The organism is Aliirhizobium wenxiniae, assembly GCF_014201355.1.
GTDB lineage: Bacteria > Pseudomonadota > Alphaproteobacteria > Rhizobiales > Rhizobiaceae > Neorhizobium > Neorhizobium wenxiniae.
Window position 1 is genome coordinate 1,647,192 of the sequence record NZ_JACHEG010000001.1, and the last position, 24,636, is coordinate 1,671,827.

The following is a 24,636-nucleotide window of genomic DNA, read 5'->3' on the forward strand; positions in this document are numbered from 1 at the left end:
TTGTATTCGCTGATTTCCTTTCGTATTGAACCATCTGGTGATCAGCCTACGGACGCCCTCACAAGCGCGACAAAGCCTCGGAGACAAAAGCGTGCAGGACGAAAGCAAAGCTTCGGTAGAAGCCGTTATTTGCATTCCGACCTTTCGCCGGCCGGACGGCGTGGCACGCACGCTTCAATCGCTGCTGGCACAAAATGGCGACCTGCGTTTCGCAATTGTCGTGGTCGAAAATGACGCCGAAAAACCTTTAGGCGCCGCGGCTGCGCGCGAAACGCTCGACAGTTCCGACATCCCGTCTGCCGTCGTTGTTGAACCCCGCCAGGGCAACTGCCATGCGATCAACCGTGCATTCGCAGAAGCACGCGAGCGCTTCCCCGCCGCAGATTACTTTTTGATGATCGATGATGACGAGATCGCAAGTCCCAACTGGCTGGCGCATATGGTGTCAACGGCTCGCACGACCGGCGCCAGGATCGTAGGCGGCCCGGTCATCCGGCAATTCGACATACCGGTGCCGCAATCCGTCAGCCAGCATCCCCTTTACGGCTTCATCGACGGGCCGACCCGGCAGGTACCCGCCATCCATGGCACAGGCAATTGCCTTATCCACCGCGATGTCTTCGCGCGGATGGAGCCGAACCTGTTCGACGTCGCATTCAACTTCCTCGGCGGCGGCGACATGGAATTCTTCGCCCGCTGCCGCACTGCCGGCTTCACTTTCTGGTGGTGTGAGGAAGCCGTCATTCACGAAACCGTCGCAGCCGAACGGACGACCGCCAAATGGCTGATGCGCCGTTCCATCCGCACCGGAAGCATCAACTACGTTATCGATGGCAAGCAGATGGCGAAACCTGCCGTTGCCGCGAGGCTTCAGGCCAAGAATTTCATTTCGCTAGGCCTCAGCATTTTCAAGGCAATCGGGCTTCTGATCCGGACAAGGCGCCTTCTTCCTGCCAGCCATCCGGTTCTGATGTCGATCGGAAGGATCACAGCAAGCTTCGGCTTCCTCCCGGTGCCCTACAAGGCCAGTGAAATAAAGGCAGTCGAACGGCACCCGAACCTGAAGGCCGGCAATCACATCGCTGAAAACTGATCTCCAGCGCAGGTCATGCCGTGCGCTGTTTTACCGGCTCGGCCTCGGCTTCGGTCTCAGAGAGCCGCTCTGGAGGTTTGATGGCGCTCTGCGCCGTTAAAAGCGCCCGCCAGGCAAGAACGGCGATCACGATCTCCAGCATGTAGGTTGTCGCTATCACACCGCTTACACTTGCGTAATATGCCGCCAGCGCCACAAGTCCGGCACCTGCAATATTAGAAGCATTGAGAATTCGCGCCCGCACGTTCTGCAGGCTTGATGCGCCGAGCGCTTCAAATGCGGTAGCGCTGATTGCGATCGGAATCACCGCCCAGCACAGGGCGTGCGTCATCCAGGTTAGCGAAACATATTCGTGGCCGAACAGAACCGGCAGCCACGGCGTGATGATCCAGACGAAGAGACCGGCGCTGATCCCGATTCCAGTCGTCAGAACCAGCATCTGCCTTGCGCGCCCTAGAACCGCGCCTATACCGCTCAGGGCTGCGGCCGCATAACTGGGGTAGACGATCCGGTTCAGAGCTTCGACCGCCATATAGGAGGCTTCGGTCAATCGACGCGCGATCGAATAGCTACCAACGATTTCAGATCCCGCCACCGCGCTCAAGACGAGAATGTCGGCATTGCTGCGCCCGGCCTTGAAGAAGAATTGGCTGGCGAACATGATGCCGATCGGCACCTCTTCGCGAACGATCCTGAACTTCGGCCGGCCCAATCGGCGTATGGCTATCAGCGCAATGACCGCGACAACCGCATGCGCGCCAAAATTCCAGACCGCCCATTCCGCCACCGTCGTGATATTGAACACGAGGCAGCTGACGACAGCAGCGGCCATGCGCAGCACGGCAAACAGAAATTCGATCCTGTTGGCGACCGAAAAGCGCGAATGAGCGATATAGCTGTTTGTGGCGAGCCAGATGACCTTCAACAGGATGATATTGGTGAAGAGTATCAGCGCCGTGGCGACAAGCGTCGTCAGGAGGTGATCCGAGACGGGAAACATCAGCGGAATCGCGATCATCCCGGCGATCACCAGCACCGCGCCCGAAACAAGATTGAGAATATGCACATGCCCGAGCATGTCGGGATAGAAGCCCGGTTCCTGTGCGACACGCCGCACCAGCGATTCTTGCGATCCCAGTCCGCAAACCTGAATGCCGAGATTGGTCAGCGCGGTGATCGTCGCATTGAGCGCGAACTGTTCATGACCGAGATGGCGGGCCAGCAGCGCGAAGGTCAAAAGCATGGTGACGCTCGACGCAAGCAATGCCCCGCTCGATCCGACATAGGATCCGAGATGACGGGCGAACTGCCGGAATTCGTGCCTGGACCTCAATCCCACTCGTTATCTCCAACCGGCGGCCCTGATTTCGCCAGGGCCCGCATGCCGGTGCGGCTGTCTATCCCCGGATAATCGCACCGGCCAGCACTATGCATGAACGGGATTAACGGAGCCTTAGGTCGAGCCTTGGCAGTCTGGGCTCATCTGCCTCCGGAGCCATGATCATCGAATGACCACCACCGTCAGTCTTGTGACACCAAGCTATTTTCGGGATTTCGAGTCATGCCGTCTCCTGTGTGACTCAATCGATGCTTTCGTTACCGGCTACGATCGGCACTATCTGCTTGTCGCCGATAGCGACCTCGAACTCTTCTCCCAGCTCGGCAACGAAAAGCGGCTGGTACTTCCCGATTCCGTTCTTCTGCCGGGCACGCTGCATGCGCTTCCGGGTTTTCTAAAATGGAAAGGGCGCCAATATTACTGGGCGCCCGGTATCGGACTGCCGGTCTATGGCTGGCACGTACAGCAATTGCGCAAACTCGCGATGGCGCTTCTGCAATCCTGCGAACGGGTCATGTGTATCGATTCCGATAACTGCTTCGTGCGCCCCTTCGACGTGGGAAGATTTGCCGGCGATCTGCTTTCGCCCCTTTATGCCGATCTGGGCGGGGTGAATGACACGCGCCCAAGCCATATCCTCTGGCAGAAGAATGCCTACCGACTGGTAGACACACAGGAACCGCCCCTGCCCGGTGACGACTATATCGGCCAGATGATCGTCTGGGATAGGGAAAGCCTGAACACGATCGTCGACAGGATAGAGGCAGTCACCGGCCTCCCCTGGTGGAAGGCGCTCTGCAAGGCAAGGGACTTTTCCGAATACATCCTCTATGGCGTCGGCGTTGCCAGCAATCCGTCACTGATGGGGCGTCATCGGATCGTCGAACAAAGCCTCTGCGCCACCTATTGGAGCGGGCCGGCACTGGACGAAGCCGGCATCGGAAAACTGATCGACGCAATGGGCAAGGATCAATACGCCATCGCCATCCAGTCCCATACACGAACCGAGCCATCCCTGATCCGTCGTGTCGCCCTGACGCGCAATCTGTGGAGTTAGCCAGAGATTTCCACCGGCCGTGTCTTTGACTGACCGGCGCTCTGGACACCCTCAAGTTTGCCGATGATAGCATTCCAAAGCGATGTGATCTCGGCATCGATATTCAGCGGAGGCGGCACGCGTCCGATCGCATCACGAATGGCGTTTGCCATCGCACCGGCATCTGCATCATGCTGGCAGAGGACGATGTTTCCGTTTCCGATCAAGGATTGAAACAGGGTATGGTGCTCAAGCCCCGCCGGATCGGCGGGCGTGTTGGTAACGACGATACGACCGCCCAATGCTGCCGCCAGGACGCTGCCGCGCCGCGCGGTCAAGCCTTCCGTAAATCTGTAGCAGAAGATGTCGACTTCGCGGCACGCCGCAAAAACCTCTTCATCGGTCGAAAGATAGCCCGTCACCATGACCCGGTCGCCGAGATCGAGCGCCTCGACACGGGCACGAAAGTCCTCCTCGACATTGTCCATGCCCTTGATGAAGGAGCCGACAAAGGCAACCGCAACATCCTGCCCCTCGTCCACAAGCGCCCGAGCGATCGCGAGAAGTTCCGCGCAGTTCTTTTTGGGATAGATCGAACCGAACTGGCCGATGATAGTCCGTCCGCCGGCACGCAGCGCACGAATGGCAAGTGCCGCCGGACCGGCTTTCTCATGGCCGCTCGGCAGAAGATTGGGCGGGATCGGGATGACGGCGATCGCTTTTTTCCCAATGGGATAATGGCTCTCCAGCCATTCCCGTCGGACCTCCGGAGCCGAAAAGAGAATGGCGTCGGCGAGCAGGATAACCGGCCAGAGGATCAGCCGCCGTTTCCAGTCGAGGCTCGCCCACTCATGCAAAATCACGATCACCCGCTTGCGCTTCAGTTTTGCAAGTGCTGCCGTGGCGAATGGCTCCACCAGCCGCCTTTTCCAGGCAACGATCGGAAAATTGAAAACGATTGCATCAGCATCCGCCAGACGCTTAGACAAACGGCGAAAATTCCCGTCCATAACATCGCTGGAAGCGCGTGAACCAAGCTGGATGGCCAGGTTTCGGGTAAATGCCTCCACCCCGCACACGGTCGTTGCATCGGATCTAAGCACGAGATAACGCGTCAATGTCGGCGATCCATCCAAATCGGGAAATTGCTCCAACCAGAACCGATAAATCTTAAACTTTTACGCCTAGCCTGAGGAACTATGTACCAATAACCGGTCCGTAGCGCGTTCTTCTGAGGCATGGTTTACCGCTTATTAGCGTAGATAGGGTTTGATTGGCCGCGAAAGGCAGGTCCGGCCCCATGTATGCCATGTTAAGACCACCCAAGTTTCTTCGGCGCGACGCAGCTTCGAATAAGGCTCGCGAAGACGAGGCTTACCCTGTGCCTGCGCCTGGCCAGCGTTCCTTGCTTTCCTATCTTGGACAGAACGAAGAACCGCAGGCCGTCTCCTCGCCGGCAAAGCCCGCGCCACAGCCGATGTCGCCATCAATAACATGGCCGGAAATCAGCACCGGAATGGTTGTCGGCTGGCTCTGGGCCGGAAAATGGCTCGTTCTCCTGTGCATCATCCTCGGCGCTCTTGCGGGATATGGCTTTGGCAACTTCTCCAAAGCCAAATTCACCGTCGGCTCGCAGATCTTCATCGATCCGACCAATCTCAGGGTCATGAACGATGATATCTACGCTTCCAACAACCAGCTCGACATGCAAATCTATGATGTCGAAAGCAAGCTGCGGATACTGACTTCAGCAAACGTGCTCAACAGCGTCATCGATGCGCTTCATCTCGATCAGGATCCGGAATTCGGCGATACGAAATCGCCCGATGCGCAATCCAGCCGGCTGGACGCGCTGCGTTCGCTTGAAAAGCATGTCCTGGCAAAGCGCGAAGAAAACTCTTTCGTCGTCAATCTCGATGTCTGGAGCCAATCGGCACCCAAGGCGCTGGAAATCGCAAATTCGATCATTACCAACTTCCAGGACGAGTTGGTCAAGGCGCAGGCAGACGGCGCAGGCAGGGCTGCGACTGAGCTAACCGGCCGTCTCGATGCCTTGAAGAGCGAGGTCTCCAAAGCGGATGAAGCAGTTCAGCAGTTCAAGCGCGAACACAATATCCTTTCAAGCTCCGGCGAGCTCGTAAGTAGCATCGTCGCCAACCAGACCAACACCCAGCTCGTTGACGCCCAGGCCCGGGTCATTCGCGCTCGCAGCCGCTATCAGGAGCTTTCAACAGGAAGTCCGGACAATCGCTTGGACAGCGCATCGATCGAGTCACAGACGATGACCGCGCTGCGGACACAATATGCGGCGGCCAAGCGGGAACTCGACGCGCAATCTGCAGTCTTCGGTGCGAGGCATCCAAGAATCTCTGCCATGCGCCCGCAATTGGAAGCCATCCAGGCGCAGATTACCGCCGAGCAGAACCGCATCCTCACGGCAGCCAGGTCGGAACTGGCCCAGGCTGAAGCCGCCCTGATGGCACAGCAAAACCAGGCGAATACGATGAAATCGGTTGTCTTCGGTGACAATGACGCTCTCGTTCAACTTCGTCAGCTCGAGCGCGAGGCGGAATCCAAGTCAACGATCTATCAGGCGTTCATGGCGCGTGCCAAGGAGATTGCCGAACGCCAGCAGATCAATACCACGAATGTCAGGGTGATCTCGCCTCCGACCATACCAAAAACCCGCAGCTATCCGCCCCGCACGCTTTACCTGACTGCGGGCGGCCTGTTTGCCGGGTTCGTGTTGGGCTGCATGGTTGCCATGATCCTCGGCTTGGCGATGCTGATATTCAGGCAATCCGGGGAAGAGCGCCGGGCCTGAGCCGGTTCGTCGGCCAGGCGTCACACCGGGTCGATGAGGCGACGAAATCAGGAGCCGATACACCGCACACCTGAAGCAGAAATGAAGAAGGCGCCCAGAGGACGCCGGCTCAAGTCGCGTAGACCATGTCAAACATTAAGCGAATGCTATCGCGAATACCGCAGCAATGCATAAACCGCGACGGGATTTGTCAGCATGTATCGGAGTGTCAGTCGCCTCGGCTCGTTATACATCCGATAAGCCCATTCCAGTCCCCGGCGTTGCATCCACATCGGCGCGCGCGGATTTTTGCCCGAGAGAAAATCGAACAACCCGCCCGATGTCTTGATCACACCGACGCCACGCAGCTTTTCCAGATTACGGCTGACGAATTTCTGTTCGAATGGAAAACCAAGGCCGATCCAGAGGATATCCGGGCGCTTGGCGCGGATATCCGCAACGACGTCCTCCTCTTCTTCCGGGCTGAAATAGCCGTTGCGGCGCCCGACGAAGCGAAGGCGCGGATAAAGCTTCCTCATTGCGGCGACAGCCTTGGAATTGACCTCTTCACTTGCGCCTAGAAAATAAAAGCTAACGCTCTCGTCCTGCGCCCGTTCGGCCACCGCATGAACAAGGTCTGTCGTCGCCACCCGTTCAGGCAGCGGTGTCTCGCAGAGAAGTTTCGAGCAATGAACCATCGGCATGCCGTCGGCATGGATCTGGTCTGCCTCCAGCATAAGCTGCATGAATTCGCGGTCACGAACGCACATGGCCAGAACCTGGCCGTTTGCTGAGGTCGAATAGAAAGGAAGATTATTCTGGCCTCGCGCGCGAAGCGCCTGTTCTATGAAGCCGGTCGCAGCCTCTTCCATGGTCGAACGCACGATAGGCAACCCGCCCAGCATCACCTGAGGCCAGTCAGCCATCCTAGAGACATTTATGTCGTGCGCTTCAAGGGCCATAGAGAGCAAAGCAAAACATCCGCTGCGTTGTAAAGACGTCCTGTCTTCCACTCCATAAAATACAACACGGCGTGCCATTCAAATACAAATGAAGGAAATGGTTACGATATATTTTCAAGAATCCATTCAATACTTAATTGTATTTTATTAAAATTGTATCATTCATGATAAGAACTGGTTAAAGCAGCCACTGCGACCCTAATCACAGTCATCCTCCTGATCACAACTGGCGGGACGCGCTGCTCTGAGGAATACGATCTCAGGTTACGACCATGATGCTCAACCTTGGTTTGCAGTACCTCACGAATCACTTATATATCTAGCGAATCTAAGTGCTTGGGAGAGTTTCTCCAGCCAATGGTGTCGCGTAGGCCGGTTCAGCTTTCGATTATCGGTCTATGGAGACTAGATGCGTTCAGGTTGCACCATCAAAATAGGCCTCGTGATAGCTGTGACGGTCCTTCAGACGTCCTGCGGCCAGACATCCGACAAGACTGCAGCCCACAGACAGCAGTCCGTGAAAACGCAGATGCTTGCGGGATCAAAGCTTCCCCCCTCACCCGAGGTGACGGGATCGATAGCCAAGCCGGCACCGGTCACCGACATCGAGACTGCCGTCCGCCGGGTTGTCAGCTGGCATCCCTCGATCCAGGAGGCAGCCGGCCGTATCAAGCAACAAAACGAGCTGATCGCAGACGCAAGATCGGGATATCTGCCGTCCGTCGGAGGCGGCATCGACTTGGCCGCACAGAAAGGCGACAGCGCAGACTGGTCGCCGAGGTTCAATGCTACCGCCAGCCAGATGATCTACGACTTCGGAAAAGTGTCAGGTCGGGTCGAAGCGGAATCCGCCATTTCCGGTGTCCGCCGAGCGGAATTTCTGGCAACGGTCGACGATATGATCCGGGAGACCGTGCTGGCTTCCGTAGAGGTGATGCGCAACGCCAGGCTGGCAGCGATCGCCGGAGAACAGATCAGGGACGTTTCTGCCATCGCTGAATTGGTAACCGCCAGAACCGATCGTGGTGCCAGCACGCGATCGGACAAGCTTCAGGCACAGGCCCGCATCCAGGCTGCACAGTCCACAGCGCTTGAGATCAACGCAGAAAAGCAGCGCTGGGAAGGCTCCCTGAACTCGGTTCTCGGCCAGATGAGCGATGTGCGCCTGCGCCCGTCTTTCCCCTCCACCCTTAACAAGGCCTGCGCCGGTCCCGAACCAGCATGGGAAACCGTACCGACCGTCATCGCCGCCAAATCCCGCAAGCGAGAAGCTGATGCGCGCGTCAAACTTGCACGCGCCGACATGCTTCCGACGATAGCATTGGAAGGTACGACCCGGATGAAGACTTGGGGTGGCGGCGACACTGACTATATGATCGGCGTGACCATCAAGAGCGATCTCTATAACGGCAGCTCTTTCAGAGCCCGCCAGAACGCCGCCCGATACGGTGCACAGGCAACAGAAGCAGCCATTGCCGTTGGAAAATACGACGCCCAGAGATCATGGATCCAATCGGCCTCCCAGGTAGGCAGCCTTAGTACATTGTTGAAGTCGCTTGGATCGCGGCAGACGATGATGCGTGAAACGCGAGATCTGTACCAGAAACAGTTCCTCGACCTCGGCACCAGAACGTTGCTCGACGTGCTTAACGCCGATCAGGAACTGCATGCTGCACGCTTCGACGAGATCAACACGCGTTTCGACCTCTACAAGCTGAATGTAGAGTGCGCCTATGCCGCGGGCAGGCTTCGTGACGCTTTTGGGCTATCGTCTCGCTCTCCCGAACAGATCTCGGCAGATGCTCAAAAGGTAACCCTTCGCGCTCCCCGGAGCTGAGCTGAAAATACGGTTTTCCACAATCGCACTGCGAAACCATACCGAGATGAGGCGCCGGTAAGCGCGCTTTGTCACGGGTTGAAACAAGGTCGCTTCATTTCAGGTCGCTCGTTTACCCTTCCTTAAGCCACAAAGACAAACATAAGCGATATCTAATTGAAGATTACATGAATTACAGCAACTTCATTCCGGTGTGCTGCTAACGACATCTAACGAGCCGCGTCTGCCTGAACGGTGACGAGGAACGGGCGGACTTGCCTTGAAGGCAGGGGGCAGCGCTCCAGAAAGGGCATATTGCCCGGCGCATGACAGGGAGAGTCAGATGGTCGCTGTAATAGTGGATAAGGCAAGTGGGCAGACAACAACTGTAGACGACAACGATATCGTCCTTTCCAAACCAAGCACAGTCAAACTCTCCTTATCTCCCGATCAGATCACGGCCACCACACGCTCCGGCAACGACCTTGTCATCGAAGTCCGCAATGGAGCGGATATCCAGATCGAGAATTTCTATGAGGGCGACGGCGCCGAACGTAGCGAACTCGTGCTCGAAGATTCCGCCGGCAATGTCTGGCAGGGCGAATATACCGACGAACTCGCCAATTTCGAGTTTGTCGAAGGTGCCCCGATCGACCAGCTGGCGGGTGCAGCAGCCGGTGCTGGCAGCGGCGGGGCTTCGGTGCTTGGCCTTGCAGCAGCACTCGGGCTCGGAGCTGCAGCAATTGGCGTCGGCGCCAGCTCTGGCGGCGGGAACTCCGATGATAGCGATTCGGACGCCGATTCAGATGCGGATGCTGACGCTGACGCTGACGCGGATGCTGATGCCGATGCCGACGCGGATGCGGATGCAGACTCGGACTCAGATTCAGATACCGAGGCACCAGAATCTCCGACCAATCTTTACGTCAATGATGCCGGCACGACCCTGACCGGTCGCGGGGAACCGGGAGCGGAAGTCACCGTGACGAATGCGGCCGGTGTTGTTGTCGGCACCGGCATCGTCGGCGCAAACGGCTCGTTCAGCATCACTCTTGATCCCGCCCAAATCGATGGCGGCGAGTTGAGTGTCGTGTTGGAAGATGCAAGCGGAAACGTCTCCGATCCCGGAACCGCATTGTCCCCGGACTTGATTGCACCCGACGCGCCAACCAATCTTGCGATAGGCGACGGTGGCACAGTCTTGACAGGGCGCGGAGAACCGGGAGCGACCGTAACGGTCAGAGATGCCGATGGCGTAACCGTCGGCACCGGAACCGTGAGGGCGAACGGCACCTTCACGATCGACCTCGACCCGACACAGGACAATGGAGGCGAGCTCGAGGTCGTTCTCAAGGATGCAGCAGGGAATACCTCGGAACCCGGCACAGTCGATGTCAACGATATTCAGGCACCACCACCGCCGACCAATCTCGGCGTAAATGACGACGGCACGGTGCTCTCCGGGCGCGGCGAACCGGGCGCGACGGTGACCGTGACCAATGCGGCCGGTGAAGACGTCGGCACCGGTACGGTTGCTGCCGACGGCACATTTGCAATCGAGCTCGATCCGGCCCAGTTCGATGGCGGCAACCTGGAGGTTGTGCTGACCGATAGCGCAGGCAATGCGTCCACCAAGGGCACGGTGCTTGCGCCGGATCCCGACGCACCACCTGCCCCGACGGATCTGGATGTAAATGCCTCGGGAACAGTTCTGACCGGCGACGGACAGGCGGGAGCTCAGATCAGGGTCACCAATCCCGCCGGCCAGGTCGTCGGTACTGCGATCGTTGCAAATGACGGGACCTTTTCTGTCACGCTTGCGCCGGCCCAGATCGATGGCGGCGAGCTGCGTGTGGTCCAGAGCGACGCCAACGGCACGTCGCAGCCCGGCCTAACGTCGGCTCCTGACCTGATCGACCCGGCGGCCCCCACCAATCTGGATGTAAACGACGCCGGCACTACGCTCACCGGCCGCGGCGAACCCGGAGCGACGGTGACCGTCACCAACGCAGCAGGCGAAGAGATCGGCACTGCAACGGTGCGCCCGAATGGCACGTTCACCGTCACGCTTGCCCCGGCACAGACAGACGGTGGCACGCTCGAAGTCACACTGACGGATACGGCTGGCAATACATCCCTGCCGGGAATGACCGACGCACCGGATCTGGCCGGCCCTTCCGCCCCGAGCAATTTGAGCGTCAGCGATGATGGCACGCTGCTGACCGGACGCGGAGAGCCGGGCGCGAAGATAACCGTGACGGATGCGGATGGTGTCGTGGTCGGCACTGTAACTGTCGGCGCGACCGGCAATTTCAGTATTCCGCTTAACCCAGCTCAGACAGACGGTCGCGACCTGCAGGTCGTTGCCGAAGACACTTCAGGAAATGACTCCGCGCCAGCTATCATAGCCTCCCCGGATCTTGTAGCACCCGACGCGCCGACATCTCTCGACGTCAATGACGCCGGAACAATCCTCACCGGCCGCGGCGAGCCGGGAGCGACGGTGACGGTTCGCGATGCAAGCGGCGTGATTGTCGGAACCGGTACGGTTGCCAATAATGGCAACTTCACGATCGATCTTGATCCCACCCAAGATAATGGCGGCGAACTGAAAGTCGTGCAGCAGGATGCCGCAGGCAACGTCTCGGATCCCGCAACGGTAACGCTGGAGGACGATCAATCCCCGGCATCGCCCACCAACCTGGCAGTGAGCGACAGCGGACTGGTTCTAACAGGCCGAGGCGAGCCCGGAACCAAGGTCACGGTCACCAATGCGGCTGGCGACGTGATCGGCGAAGATACCGTTGACCCGGACGGCACGTTCAGTGTCGATCTCGATCCGGCCCAGCTGGACGGCGGCGAGCTGGATGTCGTTTTGACAGATGCAGCAGGAAACGCTTCCGCGCCCGGTACCGTGCTGGCACCGGATCCCGATGCACCGCCAGCACCGACGGACGTGGACATCAATGATACCGGCACGATAATCGCTGGCGAGGGGCAACCCGGTGCAACGGTGAGGGTCACCAACGCCGCCGGCACGACGATCGGCACAGGGACCGTTCAGGGGGATGGCAGCTTCTCCATTACCCTCACTCCCGCACAGATCGATGGCGGCGAAGTGAGAGTGACGCAAACGGATGCCAACGGCACCTCACAGCCGGCGCTGACGCTTTCCCCCGATCTGATCGATCCCGCGGCCGCCACCAACCTTGCTGTCAACGACGCCGGAACCACGCTGACCGGCCGCGGCGAACCCGGCACAACCGTCACCATAACAAACGCGGCCGGTCAGGAAGTCGGCAACGGCACGGTGAATGGCAACGGCACGTTCACCATCACGCTCACCCCGGCACAGACGGATGGGGGCGATCTGACCGTCATTCTCGAAGATGGCGGTGAAAACCTGTCACCACCGGCAACAGTGACCACTCCCGACCTCGTTGCCCCACAGGCACCGACCGATGTGACGGTTAGCGACGATGGTAGCCAGCTTTCCGGTCAGGGTGAAGCGGGTGCAACCGTAACAGTGAGAGGTGCCAATGGTGTTATCATCGGCACAGGCACGGCGGGTAGCGATGGCAGCTTCACCATCAACCTCAACCCCGCCCAGGACAATGGTGGTCTGGTAAGGGTTGTGCAGCAGGATGCTACCGGCAATACGTCGCCGATCGTAACGGCAACCTCGCCGGATACGACCGGACCGGATCCCGCCTCGAACCTTGACGTCAATGCCGCCGGTACAGTCATAACAGGCCGCGGTGAACCGGGCGCTACTGTTACCATCACCAACGAGGCTGGAGATCCGGTTGGAACAGGCACGGTCGGGCAGAATGGCACGTTCAGTATCGGGCTGACCCCGCCGCAAACGGATGGCGGCAATCTTGAGGTCATACTGACGGATGCACAGGGCAACACGTCCGACCCGAGCCTTGCACCATCGCCCGATCTCGTTGGCCCCGATGCGCCGACCGGCATTACTGTCGGCAATGGCGGCACGACACTGACGGGCCAAGGCGACGCGGGCGCCATCGTCACCGTTACCAATGAAGCCGGAGATGTGGTCGGCACGGGCATCGTCGGGCCAACGGGCGCGATAAGCATCCCACTTAATCCTGCACAATCGAATGGCGGCGACCTGACTGTGGTCCTGACCGACGGCGACGGAAATGCATCGGATCCCGTGACCGTGACCGCACCGGACATCACCGAACCTGACCAGCCCGGAAATCTCGTCGTGAATGGCGCAGGTACGGTCCTGACCGGTTCAGGTGAAATCGGCACGACGGTAACGGTAACCAACACAGCCGGCGATACGGTCGGCACCGGTACGGTCGCTCCTGATTGGACGTTCACGATCGGCCTCAGCCCCGCCCAGATCGATGGCGGAGACCTGACTGTGGTCCTGACTGACGGAAGCGGCAATATCTCCGATCCGGGCACCGTCCCGACCACCGATGCGACGCCGCCTGCGGCACCGAGCGGCCTCAACGTCGAGGCAGACGGCACGGTCCTGAACGGCATAGGCGAACCCGGCGCCACCGTCATCATCACCAATGCCGCCGGCCAACAGGTCGGCACGGTGGAAGTCGGCACGGACGGCTCCTTCAGCGTGCCCCTCAACCCGCCACAGATCGACGGCGGTAACCTTCAGGTCGTTGTGACCGATACCGGAGGCAATTCATCGGCCCCGGGCGTCATCGCCTCTGTCGATGAGACACCGCCCGCATTGCCGACCAATCTGAGCGTCAACGCGGACGGAACCCAGATCACCGGCCGCGGCGAGGTCGGATCAACGGTCACGGTGACGAACGGCACGACCGAATGGACCGGCACGGTCGGAGCCAATGGCACCTTCACCATCCCGCTGACACCGGCGCAGAATACCGGCGCCGGACTTCAGGTCACCCTCACGGATGGTTCCGACAACGAAACGACGCCTGTCTCTGTAACCACACCGGACCTCACGCCTCCCGAACCAGCAACCGGACTGGAACCAACCCCCGACAGAGCCCAGCTTTTCGGCCTGGGTGAACAGGGCGCGCGCGTGACGGTCACCGATGCGGATGGCGTCATCGTCGGCACCGGCGTCGTCGGCACAGACGGCACGTTCCTGGTCGACCTCAATCCGCCTCAGACGGACGCGGGCGAACTGAACGTCACCCTTACGGACGCAGCCGGAAACACCTCGCTGGAAACGACCCTGCCGATTACGGATATCCAACCCCCGGCACCGCCGACCGAGCTGGTTGTCAGCGATGATGGGTTGACGTTGACGGGTGTCGGCGAGCCGAACACCGAAGTGACCGTTACCGGTCCCGGCGGAGTATTCCTCGGCAGCAGCACAGTCGGTCCGGACGGGACATTCAGCGTCACTCTGAATGACGCGCAGATCAGCGGCGAAGAGCTGCAGGTCGTGCTTGAGGATATCGCGGGCAACATATCGGATCCGGCAACCGTACAGGCACCCGATCCCGATGCACCACCTGCGCCAACTGATCTGGCCGTCGATGCCCTTGGCGAAACGCTCACCGGCTCCGGCGAGACTGGCACGACCGTCACTGTCCGCAACGCTGCCGGCGATATCGTCGGCGAGGGCACCGTCGTTGGCGGTACATTCAATGTCGATCTCACCCCGCCACAGACGGATGGCGGCAATCTACAGGTCACGTTAAGCAACGGCGTCGGCACATCTCAGCCAGGTGTCATTGGCACGCCCGACCTCGATGCCCCCGATGCTCCGACCAATCTGAACGTCAATGCCACCGGCACGGTCATCAGCGGCAAGGGCGAACCGAATGCGACTGTCACGGTCACCAATGCCGAGGGCGAACCCGTCGGCTCGGGCACAGTGGGTGCCAACGGCAACTTCTCCTTCAACCTGACCCCACCGCAGGCGGACGGCGGCTCGCTCAATGTGGTGCTGACGGATGCGGAAGGAAATGACTCCGATCCGGGCACGGCGACAACGCCGGACCTTACGCCACCCGATGTCCCGGCCAACCTTGTACTAGCGGCAAACGGCATCACGCTCACAGGTGCAGGCGAGATCGGTGCCACCGTCACCGTAACGACGGCGGAAGGCGTCATCGTCGGTACAGGCACTGTCGGACCAGGCGGTACGTTCTCCATCACGCTCAATCCACCGCAGGTGGATGGCGCCGAACTGGATGTCGTGCTGAAGGATGCCGCCGGCAACGCTTCTGATCCCGGAACCGTATCCACGACGGACACGACAGCACCGGATGCGCCGACCAACCTCAACCTTAATGGCGCGGGCGTCGTCCTGACCGGAAATGGCGAAGCCGGCGCGGGCATCACGGTGACCAATGCGGCAGGCGCCACCGTCGGCACCGGAACTGTCAATCCGGACGGCACGTTCAGCGTCACGCTTAGCCCAGCCCAGCTGGATGGCGGAAACCTGAATGTTGTGCTGACCGACGCGGCCAACAACACTTCCGCACCCGGCACCATTGCCTCGCCGGATGAAACCGGGCCGGAACCACCGACAAGCCTGGTCGTCAACAGTTCCGGTACGCTGATCGGCGGCGGCGGCGAACCCGGCTCCACCGTGACCGTCACCAATGCAGGAGGCCAGGTGGTCGGCACCGGAACGGTCGCACCTGACGGTACGTTCAGCATCGGCCTGTCGCCCTCGCAGGTGAATGGTGGCGCGCTCAATGTCGTGCTGACGGATGGTTCCGGAAACGAATCCGACACGGCCTCCGTAAATTCTCCCGATCTTGTCGCTCCGGCAGCACCGACCAATGTCGATGTAAACGCCACCGGAACCGCCATCACAGGCAGTGGCGAAGCCGGGGCTGCGGTGCGGGTTACCAATGCCGATGGAATCTTGGTCGGCACCGGAACGGTCACCCCGGGCGGAACCTTCAATATCACCCTCAATCCGACGCAGAACGACGGCGGCAACCTGACTGTCGTTCTCGCCGACGCGGCCGGAAATCAGTCACCCTCGGTGATAACCGACACACCGGACCTGCTACCGCCCGATCCACCGGAAGACCTTGCGGTAAGCCCCGCGGGTAACGAACTGACCGGCACGGGTGAACCGGGAGCCACCATCACCGTGACCGGCACGGGTGGTGCCATCATCGGCACCGGCACGGTCGCAGCCAATGGCACATTCAGCGTCGGACTGTCGCCGGCGCAGGTGAATGGCCAGGAACTGGACGTCACGCAAGAGGATGCGGCAGGCAATGTCTCCGGTCCGGCAACGGCCACGGCGCCCGGTGTCGATTTCGCACTGACAGATGCGTCCGACACCGCCATTCTCGACCAGACGATTACCCGCCAGAACGAAGCAACGCCATCCATGGCCAGTTCCACTGTCACGGCGCTGCTTTCACTTACCCTCACCAGCCTGCTGAACGTCAACTTGGGGTCGGCCACCAACCCGGTCGTCAACTTCAACCTTTCGGGCAGCACCAACTCGGTCGATCTGGATCTGCGGATCGGTGGGCTCGTCAATGTCGGCGTGCTCAGCAACTATTCGGTGATCATCGAGCGCTGGAACGGTACCGCATGGGTGCGCGGAGCCTATGGCACCGACGATGTCAACAATGGCATTCTGCAGCTGAACCTGCTTGGGGCACCCACCGGCGAGATCACGCTCACCGATCTCGATGCCGGCCAATATCGTGCCACGCTCGTCCCCAATCCCGGCATCACGCTGGGCATCGGAACGCTGCGCGAGATATCGGTCACGGCGACTGACCAGGTCGAGAATGTCCAGATCAGTGTTGGCGAGCGGGCCGAAGGCAATTTCATCGACGCCGCCGCCACCGGCAATACGGACGATCTGCGCATCGCCGAGGTCGACTTCAACGGTGTCACCCACGTTCTCGTCAATGGCACGGTGACGGTGGAAGGCGCTTTCGGCACGCTCGTCTTTAATGCCGACGGTAGCTACATCTACACCCCTCACACCACGGCGACGGCAGGCGGAACGGACGATTTTACCGTTGTTGTCATCGACCCCGTGACCGGCAACGAACTGTCGTCCGATCTCACAATTGATGTCGAGGTGCAGGATACCAGCGCCATCACAATGGCATCGGCATCCGACGAGACGATGAGCCTCGCCATGGCTGACGATGGCGGCGGCAGCGACGTTACCGACAGCCCGGATGACAATGCCAGAACGGCGGCGGACAATCCGGACGCACCGGATACGGATGCCTCCACCACTGATACCTCGGTGGATGCCGTGGCGACGGATGATACTCCTCTGGATGGTGCCATTGCCGACGGTTCCGACACAACGGTCGAGCCGCAGCAACCGGTCGAAGCATCACTGAATGTGGATGACGGTCTGAGCCTTCTGGTTCAGGGCGGAGAGGAAGTCGATCTGAGTGCGCTCGACAACCTTCTCGGAGACACGTCGGTCACCGTCGACGGCAGCGGAGATACGGGTGTCGACGTCTCGGCCAATGTCGATCTGCCGGATGGCGTCGATGCCGTTCTGGATGTGGTGGAAACACCGCCGCTCGATCCGTTCGAGCCGCTCAACCAGGACGACGATCTTGCAACACAAAGGCTGCCGGTCGTGTAGCGCGGAGGAATGACCTGATGGATGCCAAACAGGCTCCTTCCGAAAAGACACGGGTTACGGAAGGGGAAAGGGCAGCAGCCCTTCCCCCTCCCAATCCCGAAACGAATGATCAGAAAACCAAAGAGGCCAATGCAGCCTCGCTGAGCCATGCAAAGGACTGGATAGAGATCATGGGGCTGCTGGCGCAGCACTATGGCATCGCCCATTCGAAATTTGCCACGAACTACATTTCCATCATGCAGGAAGCGGCCCCTCCGGTGCACCGGATCGGCAAGCTGGCACGGCGTTTCGGTCTCGATGCCAAGCCCGTCGAACCGCTTGCCAAGGGCATAACCGCCCGCCGCCTGCCGATACTCATCGAACTCAGCTATGGCGATATCGGGCTGATAACCGAGATCAACCGGGACGAGGTGAAGATCACCTTCGCCGGCGACAACGGTCATTGGACATGGATCCCGCTTTCCGAAATCGACGGCCACATCACCCATCTTCTGATCGCCCGCGATGCGCGGAACCGACCCGACGAGCGCATCGACGCCTATATCGCACCCGACACGCATGGCTGGTTCCGCAAGCTCGCGCTCAGCGATCTTCGCCCCTACAGCTACGTTCTTCTGGCATCCTTCGTCGCCAACGCCCTCTCGGTCGCCGGCGTCATCTTCTCCATGCAGGTCTATGACCGGGTCGTGCCCGCCAATTCCATGAGCACGCTCGTCGTCCTGTTCATCGGTGTCGGCGTCGCGGTCGTCTTCGATTTCATCATGCGCAAGGTCAGGACCGCCATCATCGACATCGTCGGAAAGCGGGCGGATATCCGCATTTCCGACGTCGTTTTCGGCCATGCGCTGAGGGTAAAGAACCAGAACCGCCCGAAGGCGACCGGCACCTTTATCGCGCAACTGCGCGAGCTCGAACAGGTCCGCGAAATGCTGACCTCGACGACAGTCTCGGCAATCGCCGATCTGCCCTTCTTTCTCCTCTTCCTTGGCCTGTTCGCCTATATCGGCGGCTGGCTTGCGGTCATTCCGGCGGTGGCTCTGCTGGTCATGGTAGCCCCCGGCCTTCTGGCGCAGGGCAAGCTGAAGCGGAATGCCAGCCTCGCCATGCGTGAATCCTCGCTGCGCAATGCCATGCTGGTCGAATCCATCCAGGGTATCGAGGATATCAAGTCGCTGCAGGCCGAAAGCGTGTTCCAGCAGAAATGGAACATGTTCAATTCCGCAAGCGCCGATGCACAGGTGAAACTCCGCTCCATCACCAGCACGCTGACGAGCTGGGGCCATGGCGTGCAGACCAGCGTCTTTGCAGTGATCGTCTTCTGCGGTGCGCCGATGGTGATGGCAGGCGACCTGAGCACCGGCTCGCTTGTCGCCTGCTCCATTCTAGGTTCACGCATGATGGCGCCGATGGCGCAGCTGACCCAGGTTCTCGGCCGCCTGCAACATGCCAAGATCGGCCTGTCGAGCCTCAACACGATCATGAAGATGCCCGTCGATCACCCGCCGGCGGAGACGAGGCTTTCGGTCGGTTCGCTGCTCGGCGAATATCGTTTCCGCGGCGCCGTCTATTATTACGGCGAACCGGCCGGCAGGCCTTCGCTGTCGCTTTCCGATTTCTCGACCAAGGCCGGCGATACGATCGCCCTTCTCGGCAAGAACGGCGCCGGAAAATCCACCCTGCTGCAGGCGCTTTCCGGCCAGCTGCAGCCGCATATGGGAGAAGCGCTGATCGACACATTGGCGATCGACCAGATCGACCCGTCCGACCTGCGCCGCGAGGTCGGCCTGATTACCCAGAGCTCCCGACTGTTCCATGGCTCGATCCGCGAAAATGTGCTGATGGGCGCCCAGAACGCCTCGCAACAGGCCATGCTGGAAGCGCTGCAGATGACCGGCGCGGATGAATTCATCCGCTTGCTGCCCAAGGGCATCGACCACCTGATCGACGAAGGAGGGCGCGGTCTTTCCGGCGGCCAGCAGCAGGCCCTGCTTCTGTCGCGGCTGCTGATCCGCAACCCGTCCGTCGTGCTGCTCGATGAACCGACGGCATCCATGGATGAGGCAACCGAAAAGCTGTTCATCCAGCGCTTCTCCGCCTGGGCGAAAAACAAGACCGTGGTGATCGCTACCCACCGGATGCGCGTGCTGGATCTGGTCGAGCGTGTCGTGGCGCTCGATGGCGGTCGCATCGTGCTCGATGCCGACAAGGAAGAAGCACTGCGGGTTCTGAAGGGCGAAAAGCCGGCCCAGCAGCTGCGCAGCGTCAAGGGAGCGAACTAGCCATGGCCATGTCATTCCCCCGTGTAGTCGACGAGAGCTGGCAATATGGCGGCGAAGACGAGGTGCGCCTGTCGAAGGCGAAAACGGTCGTCTGGGTCATGGCCCTCCTCATCGTCGTCGGCCTGGTATGGTCCTACTTCGCCATTCTCGATGAAGTCTCGACCGGCGACGGCAAGGTCGTGCCGATCAGCAAGGAACAGGTCATCCAGTCGCTGGAAGGCGGTATCGTTTCCAAGCTGATGGTTCAGGAAAACCAGGTGGTCGAACGCGGACAGCTGATTGCCCAGTTCGACCCGACGATCACTGAATCCGGCGTCGGCGAATCCGCCGCCACATACCGGGCCGCGCTGGCGAGTTCGGCGAGATTGACGGCGGAGGTCAACCAGACCCCCCTCACCTTTCCCGACGAGCTGACCGACTATCCCGAGCTGATTGCCTCGGAGACAAGGCTCTACGAAGCCCGCCAGCATAATCTGAAGGAGACGCTGCAATGGATCGATGAATCGCTCGCGCTCTCCCGACAGGAACTGGCAGTCAATGAGGACCTGTCGAAGATGGGAGCGGCCAGCAGCGTCGAGATCATCCGCCTGAAACGGGAGCGGGCGGAACTGGAGCTGAAGAAGGTCGAGACCAGCACGCAATATGTCGTCGAAGCCCGTGAGCAGCTCGCCAAGGCCAATGCTGAGGTCAGTTCGCTCATCTCGGTTATCAAGGGACGCTCAGATAGTCTCGCGCGGTTGACGTTGCGCTCCCCGGTACGCGGCATCGTCAAGAATATCGAGGTTTCCACCATCGGCGGCGTCGTGCCGCCGAACGGCAAGCTGATGGATATCATTCCGCTCGGCGACCAGTTGATGATCGAGGCCCGCATCCTGCCGCGCGACATCGCCTTCATCCATCCGGACCAGCGCGCCACGGTGAAGATTACCGCCTATGACTACGCCATCTATGGCGGGCTGGAAGGCAAGGTCATCACCATCTCGCCGGACACGATCCAGGACGAAGTGGATCCCGAGATCTATTATTACCGCGTCTTCGTGAAGACAGAGAAGGATGCGTTGGAAAATCATCTCGGCAAGACATTCCCAATTTCGCCGGGCATGGTTGCCACCGTCGATATCCACACCGGCCAGAAGAGCGTGATGGATTATCTGCTGAAGCCCTTCAACAAGGCCAAAGAGGCGATGCGCGAACGCTGAGGCCGGCCATAGGTGAATGAGCCACGGGTGAAAGGAGGAAAGCATGACGACGCCACCGGATATGACCTTGCTGCTGGAGCATGTGCGCTCCGCATGCCGTCCGCTACCCGCACCGCATCCGGCCTATATTCTGTTCTTCTCCTGCTCCGACGGTGAGGAGCGCGCGAGCGTCACCGTTGCCCGCGGCACCTCCTTCGACGAGGCCTGGCGGAACGGCATGGATGCCGTGCGCAACATTCAACGCCGTCAATCCGGCCGGCATCGCTGGTTGCGGGTCGATTGGCCGACAGCGCTCGAGGCCTCCACCTGGGCGGAACTGCGCGACGTGCTGAGTGACACGAAACGCAATTACTTCCGGCTTGGCATCTCACTCGACGAGCGGTTCGAAACCGCCTTTCTGGAACAGGAACTCAACGCCAACGCCATGCTCTATGGCGGCAACAAGAACGTCTCGGCCGAACTGAACGAGAAGAACTTTCTTCTCTATTTCAACACCCGCTTCCCCGATCACCAGCCACCCGAATTTGCGGATGAGGAGACGATCTATCCCTTCGCCAGCACCGGCGCCCTTTTCGACGGCACCACGGTTTATCCTCTCCATCCGTCCGGCCTGAATGCCGGGCGTCGGGTCATCGACAAGCTTGATGTCGGGCAGGTCACGTCACTCATCTACGATGCTTCCGAATTCCTGGCCCGGCAGGTCGGCCCCGATGGCCGCTTCATCTACGGCTATCATCCCTGTTTCGACAGGGAGATCGGCACCTACAACACGCTTCGCCATGCCAGCACGACCTATGCGATGATCGAGGCATATGAGCTGACCTGCACGCCGCTCCTGCGTGAAGCGATCGGCAATTCGATTTCCTGCCTGACACGCGACCTGATCGTCCATGCGCTTCTGCCCAACGGAAGGATCGCCGCATTCCTTGTAGAAGCCGACAACGAGATCAAGCTCGGCGGCAATGCCGTTGCCATCCTTGCGCTCGCCAAATATGCGAGTGTCTTCGACGACGACCGGCATGACGAACTGATGGAGCGGCTCGCCTCCGGCATCTGCTTCATGCAGGACGAAAAGACCGGCGCATTCCGCCACGTCCTGACCTTCCCTAGTCTAGAAACCCGACAGGAATTCCGCACGATCTATTACGAGGGAGAAGCCGTTTTCGCCCTGATGCGGCTCTACGACCAGCTACGCGACGAACGCTGGCTCAACGCCGTCGAACTCGCCTTCGGGTATTTCATCCGCAACGACCATGCGCACCATCACGACCACTGGCTCGCCTACTGCGCCAATGAGCTGACACGACATCGCCCGGAAGAGGGCTATTACCGCTTCGCCATCGACAACATTGCCGATCATCTCGATTTCGTCGCCAACAGGATCACGACATTCCCGACATTGCTCGAACTGATGATGGCGACGCGACAAATCTTGACGCGATTGAAAATCGACGGCCGTTTTCCTGATCTCCTGAACCGGATCGACCCCGAACGCTTTGAACGCGCGCTGGAAAAACGGGCGCATTATATGCTCAACGGGCATTTCTGGCCCGAAATGGCAATGTTCATGCGCAACCCCAGAAAGGTGCTCGGCTCCTTCTTCATCCGCCACCACGCATTCCGGGTGCGCATCGACGACGTCGAGCATTATCTGTCCGGATATGTCGCCTATCTCCGCTACCTGCATGAGCAGGAATCGAGAGAAGACGCATCCCACGACGTCTCCGGCAGAAGCGAGCGTTAGCGCTCACCCTTTTCGCACACCGCAGCAAATTTCCTGAGACACTCCGCATCAGGCATGATTATCTGAGCTCCTGCACTATGTGACCGGGCCGCTCAGGCTTGGCTTTTTCAGAATAAGATTTCGCTAGAACGAAAACATTGGGGAATGCAGATGACGATGGTGATGAGCTGGGCCGAATGGTTCGGCAAAGACGGTCTTGGCCTTGCGGAATTGGTGAAGAACGGAGAGGTCACCGCATCCGAACTCGCAACACAGGCAGCAACGGCGATCAGGGCGGTCAATCCGCAGATCAGCGGCGTGGTCGAGATCTTCGAGGATGCGGTATCCGATGCCACCGTCAACGGTGCAAATCCCGAAGGCGCATTCGCAGGCCTGCCTTTCCTGCTGAAGGATCTCGGCCCGACGCTTGCCGGTCGCCTGCAGGAACAGGGTTCGCTTTACATGAAGGGCAACCGCCCGACCTCCGACACCTTCCTGACCACGAAGATGAAGGCGGCAGGTCTCAATATCATCGGCCGCACCACGACCCCCGAATTCGGCTGCTGCAGCTCGGCGGAAAACCCGGCGCTTTATGTCACCCGCAACCCCTGGAACACCGATTTCACCAGTTGCGGCTCGTCGGCCGGCTCCGCGGTCATGGTCGGCGCAGGCGTCGTACCGCTTGCCCATGCGACGGATGGCGGCGGATCGATCCGCATTCCGGCCGGTGTCAATGGCGCGATCGGGCTGAAATCCTCCCGCGGCACCTTCTCCATTGCCCCGGCGGCTTCAGACTTCACCTCCGTCGTCTCGACACAGGGCTGCATCACCAGAACCGTGCGGGACACGGCAGCCTTCGTCGACAATTGCCGCGGCGGCGCGCCGGGCGAATTCATGCCCTACTGGTCGCCCGACGAACCTTTCCTCGAAGTCATAAAACGCGATCCGAAACCGCTGCGCATCGCGGTTTCCCACGAATGGGGACCGTATAAGTCGACACCGCATATCGTCTCGGAACTGGAGCGTACCGCCCGTTTCCTCGAAAGCCTCGGGCACCATGTCGAGTGGGTCAAACCCTCGATCGACTTCGAAAAGGCCTATGCGGCACAGACGGCCTGCTACATCACCAATTTCGCCCAGACGGTAAACAATCTTCTGCGCATACGCGGTCTCGACAAGCCACCAGCCGATCTCATCGAACCGATGAACATCCGCATCTGGGAACAGGGCAAGGATGCGACCTACACGGACCGCGCCGACATGCAGCTCGCCTTCAACGAGACTGCTCGCACCTTCGGGGAGTTCTATGAAAAATGGGACATCGTGCTGACGCCGATCACCGCGCTCGAAACACCGCCGATCGGCACGACCCAATATCTGACGATGACCGACAATCCCTCCGCCCTCGACTGGTTCGCCAATCTCTGGGGTTTCTTCGCCTACACCCCGTTCAGCAATCTCTGCGGCACACCGGGCCTCAGCCTGCCGCTTGCCAGACACGCCAACGGGTTGCCGCTCGGCATGCAGATCCAGACCGGCCTTGGCCGCGATGGTCTGTTGCTCCAGCTTGCGGCCCAGATTGAACGGGCGATTGAAGGAAAGTGGAATCTTGGCGACTTGCCCAAAGTGCACGTAACCGCAATAGCCTGATCGGCTTGCTCAACGTGAGCGCAAAATGCCTCGCCAGCTAGGCTGCGAAACGAGGTTTCTCATTCAATACCGGCCAGCGACCTATCGTCGCTGGCGACGGGCTGATTGTGCTATCAAACCGCATAACGCCGCGGATAAACAGAAGACTAAACAAGGAACGCGGCAGA

12 protein-coding genes are annotated in these 24,636 nt (G+C 59.9%); 9 read left to right on the forward strand and 3 right to left on the reverse strand.

All coding sequences use genetic code 11. The features are described 5' to 3' along the window. The first annotated feature begins 91 nt into the window (after positions 1–91). Positions 92–1,093, forward strand: a complete 1,002-nt coding sequence (locus tag HNQ72_RS07925) for a glycosyltransferase family 2 protein (protein ID WP_183991126.1) — start codon at positions 92–94, stop codon at positions 1,091–1,093. 13 nt (positions 1,094–1,106) lie between these two features. Here HNQ72_RS07925 and HNQ72_RS07930 read toward each other — a convergent pair whose 3' ends face one another. Continuing rightward, on the reverse strand, positions 1,107–2,432 hold the full coding sequence (locus tag HNQ72_RS07930; RefSeq protein ID WP_244654328.1) for a lipopolysaccharide biosynthesis protein: 1,326 nt from the start codon (positions 2,430–2,432) through the stop codon (positions 1,107–1,109). Between the two features lie 169 nt (positions 2,433–2,601). On the opposite strand from HNQ72_RS07930, the gene HNQ72_RS07935 reads away from it, so the two are divergent. Further along, positions 2,602–3,489, forward strand: coding sequence for a DUF6492 family protein (locus tag HNQ72_RS07935; protein WP_183991128.1), 888 nt, complete (start codon positions 2,602–2,604; stop codon positions 3,487–3,489). Here the strand turns inward: HNQ72_RS07935 and HNQ72_RS07940 are convergent. Next, positions 3,486–4,457, reverse strand: coding sequence for a glycosyltransferase family 4 protein (locus tag HNQ72_RS07940; protein WP_244654329.1), 972 nt, complete (start codon positions 4,455–4,457; stop codon positions 3,486–3,488). The genes HNQ72_RS07935 and HNQ72_RS07940 overlap by 4 nt on opposite strands. 416 nt (positions 4,458–4,873) lie before the next feature. Here HNQ72_RS07940 and HNQ72_RS07945 point away from each other — a divergent pair, with 416 nt between their 5' ends. Further along, entirely contained in the window at positions 4,874–6,292 is a 1,419-nt protein-coding gene (locus HNQ72_RS07945) for a GumC family protein (protein WP_183991132.1), read from the forward strand. Positions 6,293–6,438: 146 nt separating this feature from the next. Here the strand turns inward: HNQ72_RS07945 and HNQ72_RS07950 are convergent, their stop codons facing one another. Next, positions 6,439–7,197: a WecB/TagA/CpsF family glycosyltransferase gene (locus tag HNQ72_RS07950; protein ID WP_183991134.1), complete on the reverse strand. Its 759-nt coding sequence runs from the start codon at positions 7,195–7,197 to the stop codon at positions 6,439–6,441. Between the two features lie 445 nt (positions 7,198–7,642). Between HNQ72_RS07950 and HNQ72_RS07955 the strand changes: the two genes are divergently transcribed. The 6 genes from HNQ72_RS07955 to HNQ72_RS07980 all read left to right on the forward strand — a co-directional run bounded on the left by HNQ72_RS07955 (position 7,643) and on the right by HNQ72_RS07980 (position 24,469). Beyond that, the gene (locus HNQ72_RS07955; RefSeq protein WP_183991136.1) at positions 7,643–9,070 is read left to right on the forward strand and encodes a TolC family protein; all 1,428 of its coding nucleotides are present in this window, start codon (positions 7,643–7,645) and stop codon (positions 9,068–9,070) included. Between the two features lie 322 nt (positions 9,071–9,392). Further along, on the forward strand, positions 9,393–17,618 hold the full coding sequence (locus HNQ72_RS07960) for an Ig-like domain-containing protein (RefSeq protein ID WP_183991143.1): 8,226 nt from the start codon (positions 9,393–9,395) through the stop codon (positions 17,616–17,618). Between the two features lie 17 nt (positions 17,619–17,635). Then, on the forward strand, positions 17,636–19,897 hold the full coding sequence (locus HNQ72_RS07965) for a type I secretion system permease/ATPase (RefSeq protein ID WP_244654330.1): 2,262 nt from the start codon (positions 17,636–17,638) through the stop codon (positions 19,895–19,897). A gap of 2 nt (positions 19,898–19,899) precedes the next feature. Further along, complete coding sequence (locus tag HNQ72_RS07970) at positions 19,900–21,096, forward strand: beta-barrel domain-containing protein (RefSeq protein WP_373289397.1); 1,197 nt, start codon at positions 19,900–19,902, stop codon at positions 21,094–21,096. A 43-nt stretch (positions 21,097–21,139) separates the two neighbouring features. Further along, on the forward strand, positions 21,140–22,840 hold the full coding sequence (locus tag HNQ72_RS07975) for a Mur ligase (RefSeq protein ID WP_183991145.1): 1,701 nt from the start codon (positions 21,140–21,142) through the stop codon (positions 22,838–22,840). Positions 22,841–22,990: 150 nt separating this feature from the next. Further along, complete coding sequence (locus tag HNQ72_RS07980) at positions 22,991–24,469, forward strand: amidase (RefSeq protein WP_183991147.1); 1,479 nt, start codon at positions 22,991–22,993, stop codon at positions 24,467–24,469. Positions 24,470–24,636: the final 167 nt, after the last annotated feature.